At 56.1% G+C, this 21,226-nt stretch carries 17 protein-coding genes and 3 tRNA genes; 8 read left to right on the top strand and 12 right to left on the bottom strand.

The window, feature by feature from the left end:
- Window positions 1-228: 228 nt before the first annotated feature.
- The 6 genes from AC3DKS_RS00750 to AC3DKS_RS00725 form a co-directional block, all read right to left on the bottom strand.
- Window positions 229-302: transfer RNA gene (locus tag AC3DKS_RS00750), tRNA-Arg, on the bottom strand.
- Window positions 303-392: 90 nt separating this feature from the next.
- Complete coding sequence (gene acs / locus AC3DKS_RS00745; RefSeq protein ID WP_272608192.1) at window positions 393-2,303, bottom strand: acetate--CoA ligase; 1,911 nt, start codon at window positions 2,301-2,303, stop codon at window positions 393-395.
- Between the two features lie 77 nt (window positions 2,304-2,380).
- Window positions 2,381-4,090 (bottom strand): sodium:solute symporter family protein, encoded by a 1,710-nt coding sequence (locus AC3DKS_RS00740; protein ID WP_272608189.1) that lies wholly within the window; start codon window positions 4,088-4,090, stop codon window positions 2,381-2,383.
- A gap of 29 nt (window positions 4,091-4,119) precedes the next feature.
- The gene (locus AC3DKS_RS00735) at window positions 4,120-4,386 is read right to left on the bottom strand and encodes a DUF4212 domain-containing protein (protein WP_015754577.1); all 267 of its coding nucleotides are present in this window, start codon (window positions 4,384-4,386) and stop codon (window positions 4,120-4,122) included.
- 109 nt (window positions 4,387-4,495) lie between these two features.
- Window positions 4,496-4,972 carry a pyridoxamine 5'-phosphate oxidase family protein gene (locus AC3DKS_RS00730; RefSeq protein WP_272608187.1) on the bottom strand — a complete coding sequence of 159 codons (477 nt, stop codon included), beginning with the start codon at window positions 4,970-4,972 and terminating at the stop codon, window positions 4,496-4,498.
- Window positions 4,973-5,059: 87 nt separating this feature from the next.
- Complete coding sequence (locus AC3DKS_RS00725; protein ID WP_015754575.1) at window positions 5,060-5,824, bottom strand: exodeoxyribonuclease III; 765 nt, start codon at window positions 5,822-5,824, stop codon at window positions 5,060-5,062.
- Between the two features lie 157 nt (window positions 5,825-5,981).
- On the opposite strand from AC3DKS_RS00725, the gene AC3DKS_RS00720 reads away from it, so the two are divergent.
- Together AC3DKS_RS00720 and AC3DKS_RS00715 are read left to right on the top strand one after the other, a co-directional pair.
- On the top strand, window positions 5,982-6,581 hold the full coding sequence (locus tag AC3DKS_RS00720; RefSeq protein ID WP_272608184.1) for a TlpA family protein disulfide reductase: 600 nt from the start codon (window positions 5,982-5,984) through the stop codon (window positions 6,579-6,581).
- A gap of 240 nt (window positions 6,582-6,821) precedes the next feature.
- On the top strand, window positions 6,822-7,703 hold the full coding sequence (locus tag AC3DKS_RS00715) for a sugar phosphate isomerase/epimerase family protein (protein WP_272608182.1): 882 nt from the start codon (window positions 6,822-6,824) through the stop codon (window positions 7,701-7,703).
- A 36-nt stretch (window positions 7,704-7,739) separates the two neighbouring features.
- Here AC3DKS_RS00715 and AC3DKS_RS00710 read toward each other — a convergent pair whose 3' ends face one another.
- Window positions 7,740-8,147, bottom strand: coding sequence for a response regulator (locus AC3DKS_RS00710; protein WP_015754572.1), 408 nt, complete (start codon window positions 8,145-8,147; stop codon window positions 7,740-7,742).
- 271 nt (window positions 8,148-8,418) lie between these two features.
- On the opposite strand from AC3DKS_RS00710, the gene AC3DKS_RS00705 reads away from it, so the two are divergent.
- The 4 genes from AC3DKS_RS00705 to AC3DKS_RS00690 all read left to right on the top strand — a co-directional run bounded on the left by AC3DKS_RS00705 (window position 8,419) and on the right by AC3DKS_RS00690 (window position 13,147).
- Complete coding sequence (locus tag AC3DKS_RS00705; RefSeq protein ID WP_336298654.1) at window positions 8,419-8,958, top strand: (2Fe-2S)-binding protein; 540 nt, start codon at window positions 8,419-8,421, stop codon at window positions 8,956-8,958.
- The gene (locus AC3DKS_RS00700) at window positions 8,958-11,129 is read left to right on the top strand and encodes a xanthine dehydrogenase family protein molybdopterin-binding subunit (RefSeq protein WP_272608178.1); all 2,172 of its coding nucleotides are present in this window, start codon (window positions 8,958-8,960) and stop codon (window positions 11,127-11,129) included. Before AC3DKS_RS00705 ends, AC3DKS_RS00700 begins: the two co-directional genes overlap by 1 nt.
- 84 nt (window positions 11,130-11,213) lie before the next feature.
- Window positions 11,214-12,536, top strand: coding sequence for an ATP-dependent 6-phosphofructokinase (locus AC3DKS_RS00695; protein ID WP_015754569.1), 1,323 nt, complete (start codon window positions 11,214-11,216; stop codon window positions 12,534-12,536).
- Window positions 12,537-12,565: 29 nt separating this feature from the next.
- Window positions 12,566-13,147, top strand: a complete 582-nt coding sequence (locus AC3DKS_RS00690) for a YdeI/OmpD-associated family protein (RefSeq protein WP_272608177.1) — start codon at window positions 12,566-12,568, stop codon at window positions 13,145-13,147.
- Between the two features lie 4 nt (window positions 13,148-13,151).
- Here AC3DKS_RS00690 and AC3DKS_RS00685 read toward each other — a convergent pair whose 3' ends face one another.
- The 5 genes from AC3DKS_RS00685 to AC3DKS_RS00665 all read right to left on the bottom strand — a co-directional run bounded on the left by AC3DKS_RS00685 (window position 13,152) and on the right by AC3DKS_RS00665 (window position 19,122).
- Window positions 13,152-14,228, bottom strand: coding sequence for a hypothetical protein (locus AC3DKS_RS00685; RefSeq protein ID WP_272608176.1), 1,077 nt, complete (start codon window positions 14,226-14,228; stop codon window positions 13,152-13,154).
- A 349-nt stretch (window positions 14,229-14,577) separates the two neighbouring features.
- Window positions 14,578-14,652: transfer RNA gene (locus AC3DKS_RS00680), tRNA-Pro, on the bottom strand.
- Between the two features lie 184 nt (window positions 14,653-14,836).
- Window positions 14,837-14,920 (bottom strand) — tRNA-Ser (locus AC3DKS_RS00675).
- Window positions 14,921-15,063: 143 nt separating this feature from the next.
- Window positions 15,064-16,938, bottom strand: coding sequence for an ATP-binding protein (locus AC3DKS_RS00670; protein WP_272640683.1), 1,875 nt, complete (start codon window positions 16,936-16,938; stop codon window positions 15,064-15,066).
- Between the two features lie 135 nt (window positions 16,939-17,073).
- Window positions 17,074-19,122 (bottom strand): HD family phosphohydrolase, encoded by a 2,049-nt coding sequence (locus AC3DKS_RS00665; protein WP_272608175.1) that lies wholly within the window; start codon window positions 19,120-19,122, stop codon window positions 17,074-17,076.
- Window positions 19,123-19,238: 116 nt separating this feature from the next.
- On the opposite strand from AC3DKS_RS00665, the gene AC3DKS_RS00660 reads away from it, so the two are divergent.
- Together AC3DKS_RS00660 and AC3DKS_RS00655 are read left to right on the top strand one after the other, a co-directional pair.
- Window positions 19,239-20,414: an acetyl-CoA C-acyltransferase gene (locus AC3DKS_RS00660; RefSeq protein ID WP_474731725.1), complete on the top strand. Its 1,176-nt coding sequence runs from the start codon at window positions 19,239-19,241 to the stop codon at window positions 20,412-20,414.
- Window positions 20,415-20,432: 18 nt separating this feature from the next.
- Window positions 20,433-21,185, top strand: a complete 753-nt coding sequence (locus AC3DKS_RS00655) for a C40 family peptidase (protein WP_474731727.1) — start codon at window positions 20,433-20,435, stop codon at window positions 21,183-21,185.
- The last annotated feature ends 41 nt before the right edge of the window (window positions 21,186-21,226 follow it).

Genomic DNA, 21,226 nt, shown 5'->3' with positions numbered 1-21,226 from the left:
CTGAAACAGAATTACTCGCTGCCGCTCGTGATCCTGAATGCGTCCCCGCCTGAAACAGAATTACTCGCTGCCGCTCGTGATCCTGAATGCGTCCCCGCCTGAAAATGCAAACCCCCATTGCTTGTCAGCAATGTCGGGTTATTGTTCTCCTCCGCTTACAAAAGCGAGCTTTTGACGCGAAGTAAAACAATAACCCCGCAACTTGCGTTGCGGGGTTTGCGCTTTAAGTGATCGCGCCAGGATTCGAACCTGGGACCGTCTGCTTAGAAGGCAGATGCTCTATCCAGCTGAGCTACGCGACCGCAATGGGACCGGCAGTTGGTACTGGGCCTGCCGGGCAGAATAATTTTTTGCAAAACTAAACATTCCTGCGACATTGGGCCGCATAACCCCTATACTTCTGCCTGGTCGATGATCTCCTGGACGACTTCGGGGTTCAGCAGCGTGCTGATATCCCCCAAATCGTCGGTCTGGCCGGCGGCAATCTTCCGGAGGATCCGACGCATGATCTTGCCGCTCCGGGTCTTGGGCAGGCCGGGGACAAACTGGATCTTGTCCAGCTTGGCAATCGGGCCGATCTGTTCGGTGATCTGCTGGTTGATTTCCTTGTGCAGGTTTTCCCGGTTCCGGGATTCCCCGGTTTCCTTAAGGATGACAAACCCATAGAGCGCGTTCCCCTTGACGTCGTGGGGAAAGCCCACAATGGCCGATTCGGCCACAGCCGGGTGTTCGTTGATGCTGTCCTCGATGGGCGCAGTCCCCAGGTTGTGTCCGCTCACGATGATCACATCGTCCACGCGACCCGTAATCCGGTAATAACCCACGGCGTCCCTTGAGGCGCCGTCCCCTGTAAAGTATTTGTCCGCATAGGCCGAGAAATAGGTGTCCCGGTAGCGATCGTGGTTGCCCCAGATGGTACGGGCCATGGAGGGCCATGGGAATTTGATGCACAAACGGCCGCTTACCTGGTTCCCCTTGATCTCATTCCCTTCCTCGTCCATCAGGGCCGGCTGGATGCCGATAAACGGCAGGGTAGCAAAGGTGGGCGTGGTGGGGGTGACAAACGGGATGGGGCTGATCATGATCCCCCCGGTTTCGGTCTGCCACCAGGTATCCACAATCGGGCACTTGTTCCGCCCGATGTTGTTGTTGTACCAGTGCCAGGCTTCCTCGTTGATGGGTTCCCCCACAGAGCCCAGGACCTTCAGGGAAGACAGGTCGTACTTCTCCACATAGTCCAGGCTTTCCTTGGCCAGGGCGCGGATGGCCGTGGGTGCCGTATAAAACTGGTTCACCTGGTGTTTTTCCACCACCTCCCAGAACCGGCCGTAGTCCGGATAGGAAGGCACCCCCTCAAACATCACCGTGGTAGCCCCGTTGGCCAGCGGGCCGTAGACGATGTAGGAATGGCCGGTAATCCAACCAATATCCGCCGTGCACCAGTACACGTCCTGTTCCCGATACTGGAAAATATTCTTAAATGTATAGGCCGTGTAGACCATATACCCCCCGCAACTGTGTACCATCCCCTTGGGTTTGCCGGTGGAACCGGAGGTATACAGGATAAAGAGCGGGTCTTCCGCATCCAAGATTTCGGCCACGCAATCCGCATACGCCTCGTCCAACAGGGGCTGCAGCCATTTGTCCCGGCCGTCCTTCATGGCTACCTCTTCCCCGGTGCGCCGCGCCACCAGTACGGTATCCACCCCCGGGCAATCTTCCAGGGCCGTATCCACGATACTTTTCAAGTTGAGGGTTTTTGCACCCCGGTAAGAACCGTCGGAGGTGATGACCAATTTGCAATCGCTGTCGTTGATGCGGGTAGCCAGCGCGTTGGAGGAGAAACCGGCAAAAACCACGGAGTGGATGGCCCCGATCCGCGCACAGGCCAGTACAGCGACGGCCAGTTCCGGGATCATCGGCAGGTAGATGCAGATGCGGTCGCCCTTTTTCGCGCCGTGTTCCTTCAGTACATTGGCCATCCGGCACACGCGTTCGTGCAATTCCTTATAGGTGATGTGCTGGGCCTCCCCGGACGGGTCGTTGGGCTCAAAGAGGATAGCGGTTTTATCGCCCCGCACAGGCAGGTGCCGGTCCAGGCAGTTTTCGGTAATATTCAGCCGGGCTCCTTCAAACCAGGCCACTTCGGGTTTCTTGAAGTCCCAGCGCAAAACCCGGTCCCATTTCTTTCGCCAGACAAAGTGCTCTTCGGCGATTTCCTCCCAAAAGGCTTCCGGGTCCCGTACAGATTTGCGATACACCTGGAAATACTCCTCCAGGTGTTTGATATGGTAGTTACTCATGGTGTTTATTTAGTTTGTCCCGCGAAGAAACCGGCGGGGTTTAAAGGTAGCAAAAGATTGGAAATTGGCCCGGGGTTTCAGTGCCCGCCGGCAGGCGGTGCGCCCTCAGGGGTGCGGATATTTTCCACCAGGTCCTGCACATCTTGAGGGGGCGGTGCCGTAAAGGCATTCACCAGCAGGGCCGTGGCAAAATTGGCCACCATGGCCAGGGAACCAAAGCCTTCCGGGGAAACCCCGAACCACCACTCGGGTTCCAGGGCGTCCACCGCCTCTTTCCCCCCGTCAAAGAGTCCGAATTTAAATTTCAGCATGTAAAACAACATCAGGGAAATGCCCACAACCATGCCGGAAACGGCCCCCTTGCTATTCATCCGTTTGTAAAATATGCCCAGGAGGATGGCCGGAAAAAAGGAGGCGGCGGCCAGGCCAAAAGCCAGGGCCACCACCGCTGCGACAAAGTCCGGCGGGTTGATCCCGAAATACCCGGCAATGACCACAGCAACCGTCGCGGCCCCCCGGGCCAGCCAAAGTTCCTGCTTTTCGGTGATGTCGGGACGGAAGACATTCTTGATCAGGTCGTGGGAAATCGAGGAACTGATCACCAGCAACAGGCCCGCAGCCGTGGAAAGCGCTGCAGCGAGACCCCCGGCGGCCACCAGGGCAATCACCCAGGCGGGCAGGGCGGCAATCTCAGGGTTGGCCAGCACCATAATATCCCGGTCTACTATCAATTCGTTGGACTCCCCGGCCACATACTGTACCCGGCCGTCAGCGTTTTTATCCTCGAAGACCAGCAATCCCGTTTTCTCCCAGTTTTTGAACCAGGCAGGCATTTCGTCATAGGGGCGGTCGCTGACTGTCTTAAGCAGGTTGGTTTTTGCAAAAACCGAAACGGCCGGGGCCGTGGTATAGAGGATGGCGATAAACAACAATGCCAGGCCGGCAGATTTCCGGGCATCGCGTACCCGGCGCACGGTGAAAAACCGGACGATCACATGCGGCAGGCCGGCCGTTCCCACCATCAGGGCCAGGGTGATGCAGAAAATGTCGGTCAGGCTCTTGGTCCCGTCTGTGTAAGCGGCAAAGCCGAGTTCCGTGGAGAGCCCGTCCAGTTTATCGAGCAGGTAGGTGCCCGACCCGTCGGCAAGGGCAGATCCCATACCGATTTGCGGGACGGGGTTCCCGGTCATCTGGATGGAGATAAATATGGCCGGTACCATAAAGGCAAAGATCAGTACGCAATACTGGGCCACCTGCGTATAGGTAATCCCCTTCATCCCCCCGAGGACTGCGTAAAACAGTACAATCACCATCCCGATGATCACGCCCGTGTTGATATCCACTTCCAGGAAACGGGAAAAGACCACCCCTACCCCGCGCATTTGCCCGGCTACATAGGTAAAGGACACCAGGAGCGCACACATCACCGCAACAATCCGGGCCGTTTTGCTGTAATAGCGCTCCCCGATAAAATCGGGAACCGTAAAGCGCCCGAATTTCCGCAGGTAAGGGGCCAGCAACAGGGCGAGCAACACGTAGCCGCCTGTCCACCCCATCAGGTATACCGAGCCGTCGTATCCCGCAAAGGCGATGATGCCGGCCATGGAGATAAACGACGCGGCCGACATCCAATCGGCGGCGGTGGCCATCCCGTTGGCCAGGGGGGAAACGCCTCCCCCGGCGACGTAAAAATCTTTGGTGGATGCGGCACGCGACCAAATGGCGATGCCGATGTACAGGGCAAAGGAAAGGGCGACCAGCAGGTAGGTCCAGGTTTGAACGTCCAAGGCTTACAAAGTTTGGTTGGATTGCATGGTTATCCGTCGAATCGGTATTTGGCGTCCAGCCGGTTCATCAGGTAGACATAGACGAAAATCAGGACTACAAAAACATAGATGGACCCTTGCTGGGCGAACCAGAACCCCAGGCCAAAGCCGCCCAGGCGAAACTGGTCCAACCACTCGCGCAACAGGATGCCTGCACCGAAAGAAACGGCAAACCAAATAAGCAGGAGTACCGCGACAATTCTGAGGTTGGCTTTCCAATAACGGGTGGCATGCGCCTGGCGGGAATCTTTATCCATAGGTGTCCGACTGTTGGAATTCCCTAAATGTAACTATTTCGGGCAGACCGGGCAACCGGCCGTACGGATAGGTTGGCTCAGGGGAGGTTGGACAGCCCGTAGGCGCGCTTTAGGAATGGCGGCATTTCCCCGTCCAGTCCTCGATCCGGATACAAAAAACCAGCGGGATCTGGCCGTCACGCGCCTTACTCGAAAAATCCTGGATGAACGCCTGGCCGTCAACACCACGGGCTGCCAGTATCTTCCGGATTCCCCCGGAGAATCGCTTGAGGTAGGTTTTGGCGTCGATTTGACTCAACTCCAGGTAGCTGCCGTGGACCATGACGGATTTCCATCGCGCCCCGGTATCCATTTCGTATACGCCAAGGGCCACTGCAGGGTTCTCCCGCATTGCCCTAATTTTATGGCCCTCTGAACTGTAACTGATGAGGGAGCCGGATTCTTCGTCATAGAAATACGTAATGGGGAGTACATGGGGGACGCCCTGGGCCAGGTAAGCGAGCGAGCCGATAAAATTCCGACGGAGCACTTCCCGAGCCTCGCGGTCTCCCAGGTTTCCGATATGTTCAGATGTGTTTGATTTCATGGAGACTGGCATCTTATGTTGATTAATGAACAATATAATAATTTACCTGCCAGGGGGCTATGATAAATGTCATAGCCCGATAATCACTCAGGCATCCAACTCCAATCCAATCGGACAGTGGTCCGAACCTTCAATGTTGTGATAAATGGGCGTACCGGCAACGCGGCCTTCCAACTCGGGGCTGATCAGGAAATAATCGAGCCGCCACCCCACATTGCGTTTCCGGGCGCCAAAACGGTAACTCCAGTAAGTATAGGCCACCTCGTCCGGGTGGCGTTTCCGGAAGATGTCGATCAGGCCGCTCTGATGCAGCCGGTCCATTCCGTCGATCTCCCGTTGGGTATACCCGGCCGTCTTGTTGTAGTTGGCCTTGTCGTTTTTCAGGTCTATCGGCCGGTGCGCCACGTTCAGGTCGCCACAGAGAACCAGCGGTTTGTGGTCGCGCAGCCCGTTGAGGTATTCCAGGAAGGCCGCATCCCATTCTTCCCGGAAATCCAGTCGTTTCAGGTTGGCTCCAGAGTTCGGAACATACGTATTTACCAGGTTGAAATCGCCGAGGTCCGCTCGCAGAATGCGGCCTTCGCCCTGAAGCAGGTCGGTTTCCGGCCCGCGGTCTACCCCCGCTTCCGCATTCTTAAGCAGCAGGGCCGTACCGGAATACCCTTTTTTTTCAGCCGGGTGTACGTGAACAGCGTATCCCGGGAGCTGACCGGCTATCTCCTCCACGATTTCGGTATCTGCCTTGATCTCCTGCAAACACAGGACATCCGGGTCCAGGTCTTCAATATGCCCGGCGAATCCCTTGCCGGAAATTGCGCGTATGCCATTGACGTTCCAGGATATAATTTTCATGCGGAGTGGTTTTGGGGTTAAAAATACAATTCCAGCCGGAAATGCAGCCCCCCAAGCCGAAGTACGCGAGATTATTGGAAGGCCCGTGGAAATCGCAATCGGCGCCCCGGGAAATTCCATGTACTTTTGTGAAGCAAAGTGCGTCATCGGGAAAAGCATGAAACTTTCAAAAAGAACAGGGATTCGCATCGGTTTGCTGTTGGCCATTGCAGCTATTCTCATCGCCACCGGCACCTACAAGCGCCTGGTACAGGGAATCAATTACCGGCTGCTCGAATGGGGCCTGCGGACCCCCCGTTCCGTGCACCCCGATGTTTTTACCCCCCAGCCTTTTACCCCGGATATGGCCCGGGAACTGCAGCTGGTGGATGAAACGGGCCGCGTGGTATCCCTCCCGGAAGCCATGGGCAACCAAACGGCATTTATCAACAAATGGGCTACGTGGTGCGCCCCCTGCATCGCGGAAATGCCCGGAATCGAAAGCCTGTACGAAGCATCCGGCGGCGACATCGCCTTTGTGATGATCTCCACGGATGCCGATTTTGAAACGGCAAAGGCCTTTAAGGCGCGCAAAGGGTATGCCTTCCCTGTATATACCCTGGCATCGGCCGAGCCCGGATATCTATATTCCCGCAGTATCCCGGTGACCTTCCTGGTCCCGCCACAAATGGATACGATTTACCGGTTTGAAGGCATGCGCGATTACGACACCCCGGAATTCAAAGCATTCCTCAACGGGCTGGGCAACGAAAGATAAGCTGCCGGCACCCGATGCTTCCGACGCGTCACCGATGCTTCCGACGCGTCACCGATGCCCCCAACGCACACCCGATGCTGCCGAGGTATCACCGCAGCCTCCGATTCCCGTCGTGCCGCACCTCCCGGGAATCCCTAAAAACCCTATCTTTAAGGTCCCGGTTGAACGTCAACCGGGCAAGCGACTTCCGGTACGTAACTTCCGGGCAAGAAACTATCCAAACTAAAACAACTACCAGCTATGCAAAAACATTCTATTTCCTTCGTCCTGAGCTCCTGCTGCCTCTTTGCAGCGCTGCTCGTTTCCTCATGTGGTGGGGATGCGGGCCAGCCCGCACCGGGAGCCACACTCTACACGGTTCGCAACCTGATGGATGAAGACCCGAAAGGCACATTAAAGCAGGTAGCCGACATCGGCTATGTAAACATTGAAGGCACCAATTATGCCGATGGAAAGTTTTACGGCATGGAGCCGGAGGAGTTTAAATCCTACCTCGGGGAGTTGGGGCTGCAGCCCCTGAGCGTACACCAGGGTGGGGTCACAATGGAAAACGCCGACCAGATGATTGCCGACACCAAAGCCGCCGGATTCCGGTACTTCGTGATCCCGGTGCCCCCCATGGGCCACTTTACTTTCGATCCTGAAACGCGGACGCTCGGAATGCAGGGCACCATTCAGGAAGTGACAGACATCATCAATACACTGGCGGCAAAATGCGATGCAGCCGGCCTGGAACTACTTTACCACAACCACGATTTTGAGTTTAAGCCCAACGAGGAGGGAATCGTGCCCATTGAATATATGCTGGAGAATACAGACCCGGACCTGGTCAATTTCCAGATGGACCTGTACTGGGTGACACGTGCAGGGGCAGACCCACTGGCCTATTTTGACAAATACCCGGGACGCTTCAAGATCTGGCATGTCAAGGACATGGACGAGCAGGGACGATTTGCACCGGTCGGTACCGGAACCATCGATTTTGCCCGGATCCTCGCAGAAAAAGAAAAGGCCGGGATGGAATATTACATTGTGGAGCAGGACATGACCTTCGATGGGATGGAACCGCTTGAAGTCATTACCACCAGCTTTAAAAACCTGGAGGAGATCGGATTCAGGTAACTCCCTCCCTGCGGCTCCATTGCCCGCATCTGGGTGTTATCCAACCAACCGGCTTGGAATACTCGCCTGTTGGAGATAGGCTTCCAGGTGATCGATGCGCAGGGGCTTGGTAATAAATCCTTTTACGTACTGGGCAAATTGCCGGGCTGTTTCCATGTCTTCCTGACTGTCTGAAGAGGTGACGAGCAAGACTTCGTTATTGGTGCCGAATTCCTCGAGTTCCATAAACTCCAGAAACTCAAACCCGGTCATTTCGGGCATGTTGACATCCAGCAGGATCAGGGTGCGTTGGCTGGTATCTTCCCGGAACCTCAGGTCGTCCAGGGCCAATTCAGGGTTAGTGAAGGAACGAACCTTGTCTTCCAGGCCCAGTTGCCGAAAGTGGATTGTGTTGATTGTGTTTACCAAATTTTCATCATCCACCAAATAGATCTGCTTGTACATAGGGAAACTTTTTAAATAATTGATAAAACGAATAAATCCGAAACCCCGGAAGAAACCAATAAAATGTTGTGAACCAATGCAAAAAAGGTGCAAACATGCAGTTCGGGCGGGTGAACCTGTAGGAATCCATGCAGGAAAACCTGTGCAATGAGGTATTGGCGATGCTATCCATCAGGCGGGCAGCGTGCTCACCTGAACCCGGAGCAGCCCGGGAAGGGCCGGCTATAAGTTGCGTATCTTTCACTTATATTCAACCATGAATCGGGAAAATGTGACATTGCGTCTTCTGGTGAACGGGGAAGAGCGGACCATACAGCTCGAAAACGGGCAAATCCCGCTTTTGTCGGTCATCCGGGATTACCTGGGTTTAAAGGGGACCAAGTTTGGTTGCGGGAAAGCTGCCTGCGGAGCGTGCACAATCCACATTGAGGGCCGGGGGGTGCGGTCCTGCACGTATCCGGCGGCAATGGCCGAGGGGAAATCCATTACCACCATCGAGGGCCTCGGGTCGCGGGAGGCTCCACACCCGGTGCAACAGGCCTGGATAGAAGAGGTGGTTCCCCAATGCGGGTATTGCCAACCCGGTTTTATGATGGCCACCGCTGCCCTGCTCCGGGAAAATCCTGCCCCCACCAATGACGACATCGATAAAGCCATCACAAATATCTGCCGGTGCGGCACCTACTTTCGGATGCGCCGGGCCATCCACCGTGCCGCAGCCCTGGTGACGGAGGGAAAGGACTCCGACCCGGACCGGGCCGCGGAGAAAGTACCTTCCCGCCCGGATATTAAAAAAACAGCACAGAAATAATGGCAGGGTCGAATTCCAAAAAAGGGGTGTCACGCCGGCAATTTGTGGTCCGCACGTTACTCGGCGGGGCAGGCATCGCCCTGGGGACCACCTACCTGCTGCGCAACCCGCTTCGCCGGAAATTCAATGCCTTTATCGACAAAGGCGATGTGCCTTACCTCGGGGCTCCCGACGACCCGGCCCTCTGGTTCGAAATCACCCCGGAAAACCAGATAATCCTGAATTCCCCGAAAGTGGAAATGGGCCAGGGTATTTTTACCGGCCTGGCGCAGATTGCAGCGGAAGAACTCGGAGCGGACTATGCGCAAATCCGGGTAGTTCACGCACCAACTGCCAGCGGCAATGTCGATGAAGTGGCAACAGGGGGAAGTACGAGTATCCGCAGCCTGTGGCCTGTACTCCGGGAACTCAGCGCAGCCCTGCGCGAAATGTTGAAACAGGGCGCCGCCCAACTCTGGGATGTGCCCGTGGATGGACTCGTTGCCGAAGGGGGACGGATCCGTTCCGAAAACCGTTCGATGTCTTTTGGGGAGGTAATCGCCTCCCTGGACCATTGGGAGGTCCCGGACAACCCCCCGCTCCGGCAAGCATCGGACTTTAAATGTATCGGGGAGCCCCTCCCCCGGACGGATCTGGCCGACAAGGTATTCGGCGCCCCCATATACGGTTTGGACACGGAGATGCCGGAAATGCTCTATGGGGCAGTGGCCAGGCCTTCCCATATCGGGGCCCGGTTCGCTTCGGCTAATACGAGCGAGGCCGAAGGGATGCCCGGGGTAGTGAAAATCTGCCTGGAGCCGGACTTTGTCGGCGTAGTTGCCACCTCGGCCCTGGCTGCGGAAAACGCCAGGAACGCTATTCGGGTGACCTGGAATGCGGAAACCCACTGGCAGACCCGGGATATCGAAGCGCTTGTGCAAGTGGGCAAGGGAACGCCTTACGTCATCCAGAAGCGGGGAAACCCGAAACGGGTATTTGAATCGGGGGACAGGACTACTGTGCGGGCGGAATTCAAAAGTCCGATCGGGGCCCATGCCCAACTGGAACCCAACGGGGCCCTGGCCTATGTGGAGCCAAACGCGGCCACCGTAATACTGTCTACGCAGGTTCCCGGGCATACGCGGGGCCAGATCGCGAGGCGCCTGGGGCTGGATAAAGAACAGGTGAACCTGGTACCTACCCACCTGGGCGGCGGTTTTGGTCGCCGGCTCAACACATCACATGCCATTGAAGCTGCCGTTTTATCCAAAGCTGTTGGGAAGCCGGTCAAATGCGTTTTCAGCCGGCAGGAGGAATTCCAAAACGACGAATTCCGCCCGCCATCCCACATGGTGGCAGAGGCCAGCCTTTCAGAGTCCGGGGATATTGCCGCATTTGAATTCAATACCTCCAGTGGGTCCGTCATTTACTCCTTCGGCCCCCTCCCGGGCATTGCCCGGAACCTGATCGGATCCGATTTCGGCGCCTGGAGGGGCGGGTTGATCCAGTATGGCCGCATCCCGGATTACCGTTCGGTTTCCTGGTTTGTGGAACTCCCGTTTGCCACCGCTTCCTGGCGGGGCCTCGGACTCCTCACCAATACGTTTGCCCTTGAATCCTTCATGGATGAACTGGCCGAAAAAGCCGGGCGGGACCCCGTGGAATTTCGCCTGGCGCATATAGCGGACGATGTGGCCGGCAATCGGTTGAAAGCGGTAATCCGGAAGGCAGCCGAACATTCCGGGTACCGCAATACGGCCGAAGGGGACACGGCCATGGGCCTGGCCGCTTCCACGGACGCGGGGTCGCCGGTAGCCCATGTGGCAGAGGTGACCCTGAAGGACGGTGCAATCCGCGTGCTGAAAGTTACCTGCGCTTTTGACCCGGGTTTGGTCATCAACCCGGACCAGGTGCAGGCCCAGTGCGAGGGCAGCATTATCATGGGCCTGAGTGCCGCCCTTTACGAGGAGATGTACGTGGAGGACGGGGAACTACTGCCGGTGATTTACGGTCCGTACCGGATGGCCCGGATGCAGGATGCGCCCCGGGAAATTGACGTGGTCCTGCTCCAGGGGGACGAAGCTCCCGGGGCAGTGGGTGAACCGCCCATGGGGCCCATTGCAGCGGCTATCGCCAATGCTGTTTACCGGCTCACCGGGAACCGCCCCCGGGAATTGCCCCTCCGCGTTTGACTGTGCTTAACCGCGTTTGACTTCATTTGAATAATTCCCTAAATAATCGGTACTTAACGAACCGATACCAGAAAACCACCACTCATGGATCCGAAAAAAACTTTTGACATCCCTTCCCTGGGGCCCGCCCGGTTCCCCTCCCCCCTACAACTGAGCAATAACTCGGGAGACGACCTCTTCAATTTTGTCCGGGAGTCCGACCGCGTGCTGGTGGACGTATCCCTGAGCGGTTTCCAACAGGCCCGGGAGTCCGGGTCCCGGCCGGAGTGCCTGGAAAAATCCGGGCCCCGGGAAACTATTTTCTTTGACCCGGGAAAAACCACTGCGGCCATCGTCACCTGCGGGGGCCTATGCCCGGGCATCAACAACGTTATCCGGAGCCTGGTGATGGCCCTGCATTATTTCTACGGGGTTAAACGGATCATCGGGGTGCGCTATGGCTATGAAGGGTTGTCCAGGGATTGCCCGCACGAATTTATGGAACTCACCCCGGACAAGGTAAAGGACATCCACGAGTTCGGGGGCACCATCCTGGGGTCTTCCCGGGGGGCACACCCCGTCTCGGAGATGGTGGATACCCTGGTGGAAAACCGGATCGATATCCTCTTTACCGTGGGCGGGGACGGCACGCTCAAGGGGGCCCATGCCATCGGCGATGAAATTGCAAAGCGGGGCCTGAACATCGCCGTGGCCGGAATTCCGAAAACCATCGACAACGACATCAACCTCATCGATAAATCTTTCGGCTTTGAAACGGCCTTTGATGTGGCGAGCCCGATTGTCCGGGATGCCCACAACGAGGCCATCGGGGCCTTTAACGGAATTTCCATTGTAAAGCTCATGGGGCGGGACAGCGGCTATATTGCAGCCTCCACCGCCCTGGCCATGCCGGTGGTCAACTTTGTCCTCGTCCCCGAAATGCCGTTGAAACTCGAAGGGGAAGGTGGTTTCCTGCAGGCCCTGGAGGATCGGCTGCAACGCAAGCACCACGCCGTAATCGTGGTGGCTGAAGGCGCCGGGCAACACCTGTTCGATGACGACCGGCGCGTTACGGACGCCTCGGGCAATGTAAAGCACAAGGATATCGGGATCCTGCTGAAAGACCGGATACAGGAGCATTTTGGCCAATCCGGGACCCCGGTCACCATCAAGTACATCGACCCGAGCTATATCATCCGCAGCGCCCCGGCCAATGCCAACGACAGCCTATTCAGCAACCGGCTCGCCTACCAGGCCGTTCACGGGGCCATGGCCGGGAAGACCCAATTTGTGGCCGGCCGCGTCCACAACCGTTTTGTCTACCTGCCAATCTCCAAGGTGACCGACCGCCGGAAAAAGATCGACATGGAGGGCGAATTCTGGTTTGCCGTCCTGCAGAGCACCGGGCAACCTTTTAAGATGGGTTAAGCCCCCCTCCCCCGGAAATGGGAATGCATATGAACCCGAAAGTGAATTTTTTCTTCGAAAAATCAGGTCCCTGGCAGGAGGCCTTCCGGCAACTCCGGTCCCTCCTGCTGGGGTGCGGCCTGGATGAAGAACTCAAATGGGGCGTCCCCTGCTATACGCATCGGGGAGCGAATATTGTATTGATCCACGGATTTAAGGAATACTGCGCCCTGCTCTTCCACAAAGGGGCGCTCCTGCAGGATTCCGAGGGGATATTGGTACAACAGACCGAGTATGTCCAGTCTTCGCGGCAGGTCCGATTTACCGACGCCTCCCAAATCGACCCGCTGGAACCCTGTCTCAGAGCCTATGTACACGAGGCGATTGAGGTTGAAAAAGCCGGTCTCAAGGTCCGGTACAGGAAAACGGATGAGTTCGACATGCCGGAAGAATTGGAGGAGGCCCTGGATGAGGACCCGGAATTGAAGGAAGCCTTCAACAGCCTGACACCCGGACGCCAGCGGGGGTACCTGTTGCATATCGGCAAGGCAAAACAGTCAAAAACCCGGAAATCCCGGATTGAGAAGTGCCGGTCAAAGATCTTCATGGGGAAAGGTTATAATGAGCGGTAAAAGGTTAATCCCGGACCCCGTATAAATACTCCCCGGCCGCGGCGCTCATTTCGCTGTGGTTATGCCCTACCCCTGGGATGGTTACCAGTTTCCAGTTAAAGTGCATCCCATTTTCACCGGCCACCTGCCTGGCCATTTTGTAGAAATAACGGCCGCGTTCCAGGCGATGTTTCCCCTGCCGGTTCGCACTTTCGGAAACCAGGAAAGTCCCGCCGGTTTCATCGGCATTGTCTTCCCCACCCAGAAAAACAACCAGGTGGTTTTCAAACGAACCCGCCAGTCCCGCCTCCCCAAACGGGATGTTTCCAATACCAAACGGGTAATTGTATTCTTCAGTTGGGAGCGTGTAAAAACTCGCATTGGATGCCAGTATCCGGTTGGCTTTCGAGCCGGTATAAAATAACGCCATCCGGTGGAGGATATGCCCCCCGGCCGAATGCCCGAATAAATCATACGTCTCCCGGACGGAACCCGTCGCCTCCTTTACCTTGTCAAATATCTGGTCGAACTGGCTAAAAATCCATTGGTCTTCCTCCGGTTGGACCTTATAGGCATACCGGCTTTCATCGAGTTCCACCCGGTTGGTCCCTTCTATCCTTCGGATGGCCTCCGTCAGGTTGGAACTGTGAACAAGAGCGCCCAGGTGGTAATCCTCAAAATCGTAATACATCTCATTGAAGGAAGGGGAAACCACCAGTATCTGGTAGGCTTCGGACATCTGAACCCAGGCTTCCCGGTATTCATCTGCATTCCTGCCCGTCCCCGGAATAACTATCAGGATGTCGGAATCAACCGAGTAGGATTCGGGCCTGTAATAGAAAACCCGGATGCGCTTGGAAGGGTCCCTGGAATCCCGTACCAAAAAATTCCCATGGCCGATTTCCAACGTAATCGGATCCGCTACCTCTTGTGTACCGGGAATCAATTGCATTCCGCAACCGTGGCAGCTTCCGGGCCTGGCGAATGCCAGTGTATCGCAGGCAGCATTGCAGGGTTTACAGATGTATTGGGCATTTATCCCATGCGGGATGACCAGGATTCCAAAAAGCAGGCCCAGGGTTCGCAACCAGGAGAAACTCATAAAGGCGAATTTAAAACAATTTTAAGGATGCCCTAAAACGCATCTGTTTGTTTCGAGTCCTACCTCCTGAACGTGCAGGATTACTCGCTGCGCTCGTGATCCGGGCCGAACGGCCAAAAGGGCTCCAGTGGAGCGCTTTTAGTGAGGAGCCAGACGGTGCGTGGGCCGGGGAGGCAGAACGTGCAGGATTACTCGCTGCGCTCGTGATCCTAAGTTTGGGGGAAACTGAAAGAAATCCGATACAGGCTGACGCCTGTTCTGCTTTTTTCATTTGCTCTATCACTTAAGAGCAAGCTCTTGCGCTTTCACAAATGAAAAAATCCGATGCCAAAGCATCGGATTTCTTTCGTCGGGGTGGCAGGATTCGAACCTGCGGCCTCCTGCTCCCAAAGCAGGCGCGATAACCGGGCTACGCTACACCCCGGACAGAGCGTTAAGAAAATGTCCGGTGGACATTTTTAGCGATGGGCCAGCCGGCGCGCGGGCCGGGCGTGGCCAAAGGCTACTTCGCAAGAAGCGATAACGCAATCAAAAAACAAATTCCAAATCCCAAATTCCTATTCGAAACCCGGGTTTTGGAATCGTTTCGACCAGATCATCCGGTTTTGCGGAGAGACCGGGATTCGAACCCGGGCGACGGTTACCCGCCGACAGATTAGCAATCTGCTCCGTTACCACTCCGGCACCTCTCCCTGCACAGACCCCATTGGATCAATGCGGATGCAAATGTAGTTTTTCATTGAGATTGACGCAACTTTTCCTGCTGTTTTTTAAAGGCCTGGATGAAGTGGCGGAAATACTTGTCAAAGGAAGAAGACCCGGACGCGATCCGGGTTTAAGCAGCCTGTCGGGTACGGCGAAACTCCATGGTGAAGCAGGTGCCTTTATCCGGGATGCTTTCCACGCGGATCCGGCCCTTGTTGCGCTTGACGAATTCGTGGCTAAGGACCAAACCAAGGCCCGAGCCTTTCTCGCCTGCCGTGCCGCGACGGCTTTTGTCGGACTGGCGGATAAACAGCGATGCAACCTGGTCCGGGTCCATCCCCACCCCATTGTCCGAGATGCGGATTACCGCCTTCTGATCATCCGCAGGGAGGACTTCCAGTTTTACCGTACCGCCTTCCCGCGTGTATTTGATAGCGTTGTTTACCAGGTTCCGGATAACAAACTCAATCTGGTTTTTATCCCCGAAAATCGTGGTTTCCTCCGGGTAGGAAACCTCCATGGTAATCTGTTTGTGGCGTGCCACAGAGGCAAATACCGTATGTACGTTCTCTACAAGGGGTCGCAGGTCGAATTCGGTAGCCTCCGTTTTGATCTCGTTCATCTGGCTGCGGGCCCAGGTTATCAGGTTGTCCGTAAGCTGCATGGTATTGTCCACCGACCGGTCGAGCTGGACGCCCATTTCCTTGATCTCTTCCAGGCTCATCAGGTCGATGTGGTCGGCCAGGAGGGTCGTAAAGGATTTCAGGGAGCCCAACGGGCTGCGCAGGTCGTGCGCCACGATGCTAAAAAATCTGTCTTTAGAGGCATTCAACTCGGCCAGTTCCTCCTTCTGCATTTGGATAATCGAATTCTTTTCACGCATCTCGCGAAGCGTCCTGAAGAGTTTGTAAATCAGCAAGCTGAGGATGATCAGGAAAACCCCGATCAAGATGAGCGTCCGGTTCCGGATCTCTAAAGCCAGTGCTTGCTGCGCGGCCTGTTCCTCGAGTTCCTCCGTTTTCTTGGTGAGTTGTTCAATATGGATCATGCCCTGTGTGAGACGAGCCCTGTCGTTTGTGAGGATGACCTGAAGGGAATCCGATAATTCCTTGTGCCGCACCATAAACCGACGGGTATTCTCCACATCATCGGTTCGGGCATAGTGAAGTGCCAGCTGATAATACGATCGCACCTGATAGTCGTACAGATTGTTCTCCTGGCTCAGCTTGGCCGCCTGTTCCAGGTAGGCCTTCTCCCGCGACGGGTTTCCGAGAATCCCGCTAATCTCCGCCAACCGGATCAGGGATTCCGCCGAGGCGATTTTCTGTGCATCCTTGCCAAGTCCTTCACTGATATCAAGTGCCTTTTGGAAATAGCGTTTGGCTTCCTGGTAATCCTGCTCCTTCAGGTGGATGAGCCCCATGACCTTATAGCAACTGGAAGTCAGCGCCGCGTGGGAGATACCGCTGAGGATTTCAATGGCCTCCCGGGTATACGCTCGGGCCTTTTCGAGCTGCCCGTTCAGGTAATAGGTCTCTCCCATATTGTGCGCAGCTACCGCCGTGCGCTCGGGTTGCCCCAGCTTCTTGAATAAATCGTAGGACAGGCGGTGAAACCGCTCTTCTTTCTCCCGTTCATTCAGATTTCGGTAGATATGGCCCATTGACACATAGCAATTGGCGATCCCCGCGCTGTCCTCCTGTTGTACGAATAACTCGTGGGCCAGATGGATGTATTGCATGCTGGTGAAGTAGTTTTCATCCAGCGAATAAATACTCCCGAGGATCCGGTAGGCATAGGCCATGCCGCGACGGTCTTCGGCTTGTGTGGCCAGCTCCAGGGATTCATCGGCGTATTCGAGCGCCTGCAGGCGGTCTACAAAGGCCAGGTCCCGGCTGAGCATGTAGAGCGTGTGGATTTTGTCTTCGGTGGTGATATCCGGGCGGTTGAGAACCCGCTCCAGGCTGTCTACCTGTTGCAGCCACAAGGGCTGGATACTCGTCATAAAGGCAAACAGCACCCATAGAACCGCGTTGTGGCCCGGTCTGACAGTTATGAAGGGGGTTTTCATCATTTGTATGGTCGGTGGTCACTTTTAAAACGCCTTCAATCCGCGTTTAGTATAATCCCCGCCAATCCCCTATTCCGGGTACTCTACCCGCAGGTGGTAAATGTTTGTCAGTCGTTGTTTTAAGACCTTTTTCACCGTTTCAATCTCCTTAAAGGTGATTTCCGCATTGAGGAATTGCCCGGCCTGCATCTGGGTTGCTATGATCTTATCCACGAATTCGTCGATTATCGAATAGGTGGGGTTTACCAGGCTCTTGGAAGCTGCTTCCACGGAATCAGCCATCATCAGGATGGCCGTTTCCTTAGAAAATGGCACCGGGCCCGGGTATCGGAAATCCTTTTCATCCGGATCTTCCCCGTCCCACTCACGCGCCTTTTTGTAAAAATAATAGACCAGCGTGGTACCGTGGTGGGTCCGGATAAAGTCGATGATCCGGTCTGGTATATTCTGTTTCCGCGCCATTTCGATCCCTTCGATGACGTGTTTGATGATGATCCGGGCACTTTTTTCCGGGGCCAGTTCATCGTGGGGGTTGTTGTTGGTCGTCTGGTTCTCGGTAAAATAGGTTGGGTTGTTCATCTTGCCGATGTCGTGGTAGAGCGCTCCTACCCGGACAAGCATTGCATTGGCACCGATCTCGTTGGCAGCTGCTTCGGCCAGGTTGGCCACCTGGAGGGAGTGGTTGAAGGTGCCCGGGGCCTTGTTGGACAGCTCCTTGAGCAGCCGGGAATTGGTGTCCGAAAGCTCCAGCAGGGAAACATCCGAGACCATCCCGAACATCTTCTCGTAGATATAGATCAGCGGCTGCACAAAAAGCGTGATCATCCCGTTGAGGAGGAAAAACCCGAAATTCACCCAAACTACGTTGTCCAGGCTGCCCCCCTGGATAATATTGAAGGCAAAATAGCCCAGGATATAGATGAGCGTAATCTGGCCCACCGAGATAAACAAATTGGCCCGTTTGTAGAGTTCGGATACCGTCAGGATGGTGACAATGCCCGCGATGATCTGCAGGAAGATATACTCAAAACTGTTGGGCACCACAAACCCCAGGATCAGGACGGTGAGCACATGGACAAACAGGCCCAGGCGGGCGTCAAAAAACGTCTTTAATATCAGCGGCAGAATGCAGAGGGGTACCACAAAGACAAGAGCCTCGTTGTACTTCACCACGAAGGTGGTGAGAAACACCATCACCAGGATATTGAAGAAAATAAAGGTCACCTTGACATTGTTCCGGAACACATCCGGGCGGTACCGTTTCAGGAACAACAGCAGCATGATCAACACCAGGGCCACCAGGATGGTATACCCGGAGAGGATGAAGTAATAATTGTTGGCGCTCCATACCTCGGATGCGTATTCCGCCCGCAACGACTCGAGCTTCTTCAGGTTCTCCCCTTCCACCACTTCGCCCTTGGCGACAATCAGGGCGCCCTCGTCAACATTTCCCCGGGTCAGGGATATTCCGGATAACTGGTTTTCCAGTTCCCGGCCGGTCAGTTCCTGATCCAGGCTGACGTTGGGCTCGGCTATTCGGAGCAACAATTCCCGGAACTCCGCCTGGTCCGCGGGAATACCCACGGATTCCGTCAGGTCGCGGATGGTATTGCGCAACGCGTCCATTCGGTAAATACTGTCAAAACGCATGCGACGTGCCTGGTTGTTCCGCACCAGGTAGACCTCCCGGCTTAGCGGGGGGTCGCTGCCGTCCCAGATTCCCCTCAGGTACAGGCTGTCCAGGATGGCGCGGCCCTGCTGGCGCAACACCCCGATTTGGCGGGCGCTCAGGCCAGTCCCCGGGAAGTATTCGGGGAAAAGCTCTTCGTAGGCGCGGTAAACCTCCCGTGCCGCTTCGGTATCGAACCGGTAATACGGCACCTGGTCCCGCTGGAATTGCTGGCGTTCGGCCTGTAATTCGGCCTCCGTCTTGCGGATCGAAAAATCAAAAGGGGCATAGAGGTTTTCGTATTGCCAGGGTTTGCCTTTCTGGAACTCGTACTTGAACTGTCCTCCTTTGGGGAAAAAGAACACAATGGCGCCGATCGTTAAAAAGTAAAGGAAATACTTATAGATCAGTGACTGGGATCGATAGAAGGTATCCAGCGTTTTCGCCATGCATCGCGCTTGTGTCGCTCAAAAATAGAAAAAACCCGCGGCATCTCGGGGCTTTTCCTGCTCAAGTAGGGGGTCCGGGTTTAAATTCGTATTTTCGTGCCACTAAAAAGGAACAGATGAAAGAGGTAGTTGTTGTGGCTGCTGTCCGCACGCCGATCGGAAGTTTTATGGGCGCCCTTTCTTCGGTGCCGGCCCCGAAACTGGGGGCTGCGGCCATCCGGGGAGCCCTGGATTCCATTGGCCTGGATCCGGCCGCCGTAGAAGAAGTACTTATGGGCCATGTGGTCCAGGCTGGGGCCGGCCAGGCTCCGGCCCGGCAGGCAGCCCTCTATGCGGGCATCCCGGAAACGGTGCCTTGTACCACGGTGAACAAAGTTTGCGCCTCCGGGATGAAAGCTGTTATGCAGGCCGCCCAAAGTATCGCCCTGGGCGATCGGTCTGTGGTAGTGGCCGGGGGCATGGAAAACATGAGTTTGATCCCCCACTATGTGCACATGCGCAACGGGAAAAAGTTTGGCCCGGCAACCCTGGAAGACGGGATGCAGCGGGACGGGCTGGTAGACGTCTACGACCAGCAGGCCATGGGGGTGTGTGCAGATGCCTGTGCCGAGAAATACAAGTTCAGCCGGGAGGAGCAGGACGCCTATGCCATCCAGTCCTATAAACGCTCCGCGGCGGCCTGGGAAGGCGGCAAATTCAAGCATGAAGTGGTCCCGGTAGAAGTGCCGCAGCGACGGGGCGAACCTGTTGTGGTTCGGGAAGATGAGGAGTTCCGCAACGTGAAAATGGATAAAATTCCCCAATTGCGACCGGCCTTTACCAAGGACGGAACCGTAACGGCCGCCAATGCCTCCACCATCAATGACGGGGCTGCAGCCCTGGTGCTGATGAGTGCCGAAAAAGCCCAATCGCTCGGCCTGGAACCCCTGGTGCGCATCAAAAGCTATGCGGATGCTGCACAGGAACCCAAATGGTTTACCACGGCCCCGGCCAAAGCCCTGCCGCTGGCGCTGGACAAAGCAGGAGTCGCCCTGGGGGATATCGATTATTTTGAATTCAACGAAGCTTTCAGCGTGGTTGGGCTGGCCAACATCAAAATCCTGGGGCTGGACGACCAAAATGTAAACATCCACGGAGGTGCGGTATCCCTCGGGCACCCGCTGGGGTGTTCCGGGGCGCGGATCACCGTGACCCTGATCCACGTGCTCAGGCAGCAAAACGCCCGCCTGGGTGCCGCGGCCATTTGCAATGGAGGTGGTGGTGCATCGGCAATAGTCCTGGAACGGCCCTGACCCCCGCCCTGCCCCGCCATGCGATACGGAATCTGCCCCCTCAGCCTCGTACCCGTGTACGATTCTCCGGATGATACCACACCCCTCCGGACACAACTCCTCTATGGCGAATGTTTTAAAATCCTGGAATCCCGGAAGTACTGGAGCCGGGTGCGGATCCGCCTGGACGGGGCCGAGGGCTGGGTCCGCAACGACCAGTTGTCCGAGCTTTCCGAAGAACAATACGAGGCGTGTCCCCCGGGTACCTCGGCGGGTTGCGCCGCCGACCTGGTGAGCCATTGTTGCACCCCGGAAGGCTTGCTGATCCCGGTCCTCCTGGGGTCGGATGCGCACAACGCCCCGGTAATGGAACACCAATTCGAGGGAGCGCGCTTTGACCCTGCCGCGGGCCGGGAGGAACTCGTGCAGACAGCGCTATTGTATCTCAGCAGCCCGGAAATGGCCGGGGGCCGATCCCCCTTCGGCATCGATGCCGGCGGGTTGGCGCAAATGGTCTACAAGTGCTGCGGCATGGCCCTGAAACGCTCCCCGGCCGAACAGGCCGCCCAGGGCCAAGCCCTGAGTTTTATCGAGGAAAGCCTGCCCGGCGACCTTGCATTTTTCGACGGACCCGACGGGGTTATCGACCATGTGGGCCTCATCATGCAGGACAATTATATCATCCACGTAAACGGATGCGTCCGAATCGACCGCATCGACCACAGCGGCATCTTCAATAACGATCTGCGCAACTATACGCACCCGTTGCGGGTAATCAAACAAATCGCATAAAAAAACCCCGGCCATCCGGCCGGGGTCCTGATTTTGGAATA

It is taken from the genome of Robiginitalea sp. (assembly GCF_982776155.1).
The sequence above is the reverse complement of the archived record's forward strand: the minus strand, read 5'-3'. Positions and strand labels throughout refer to the sequence as shown.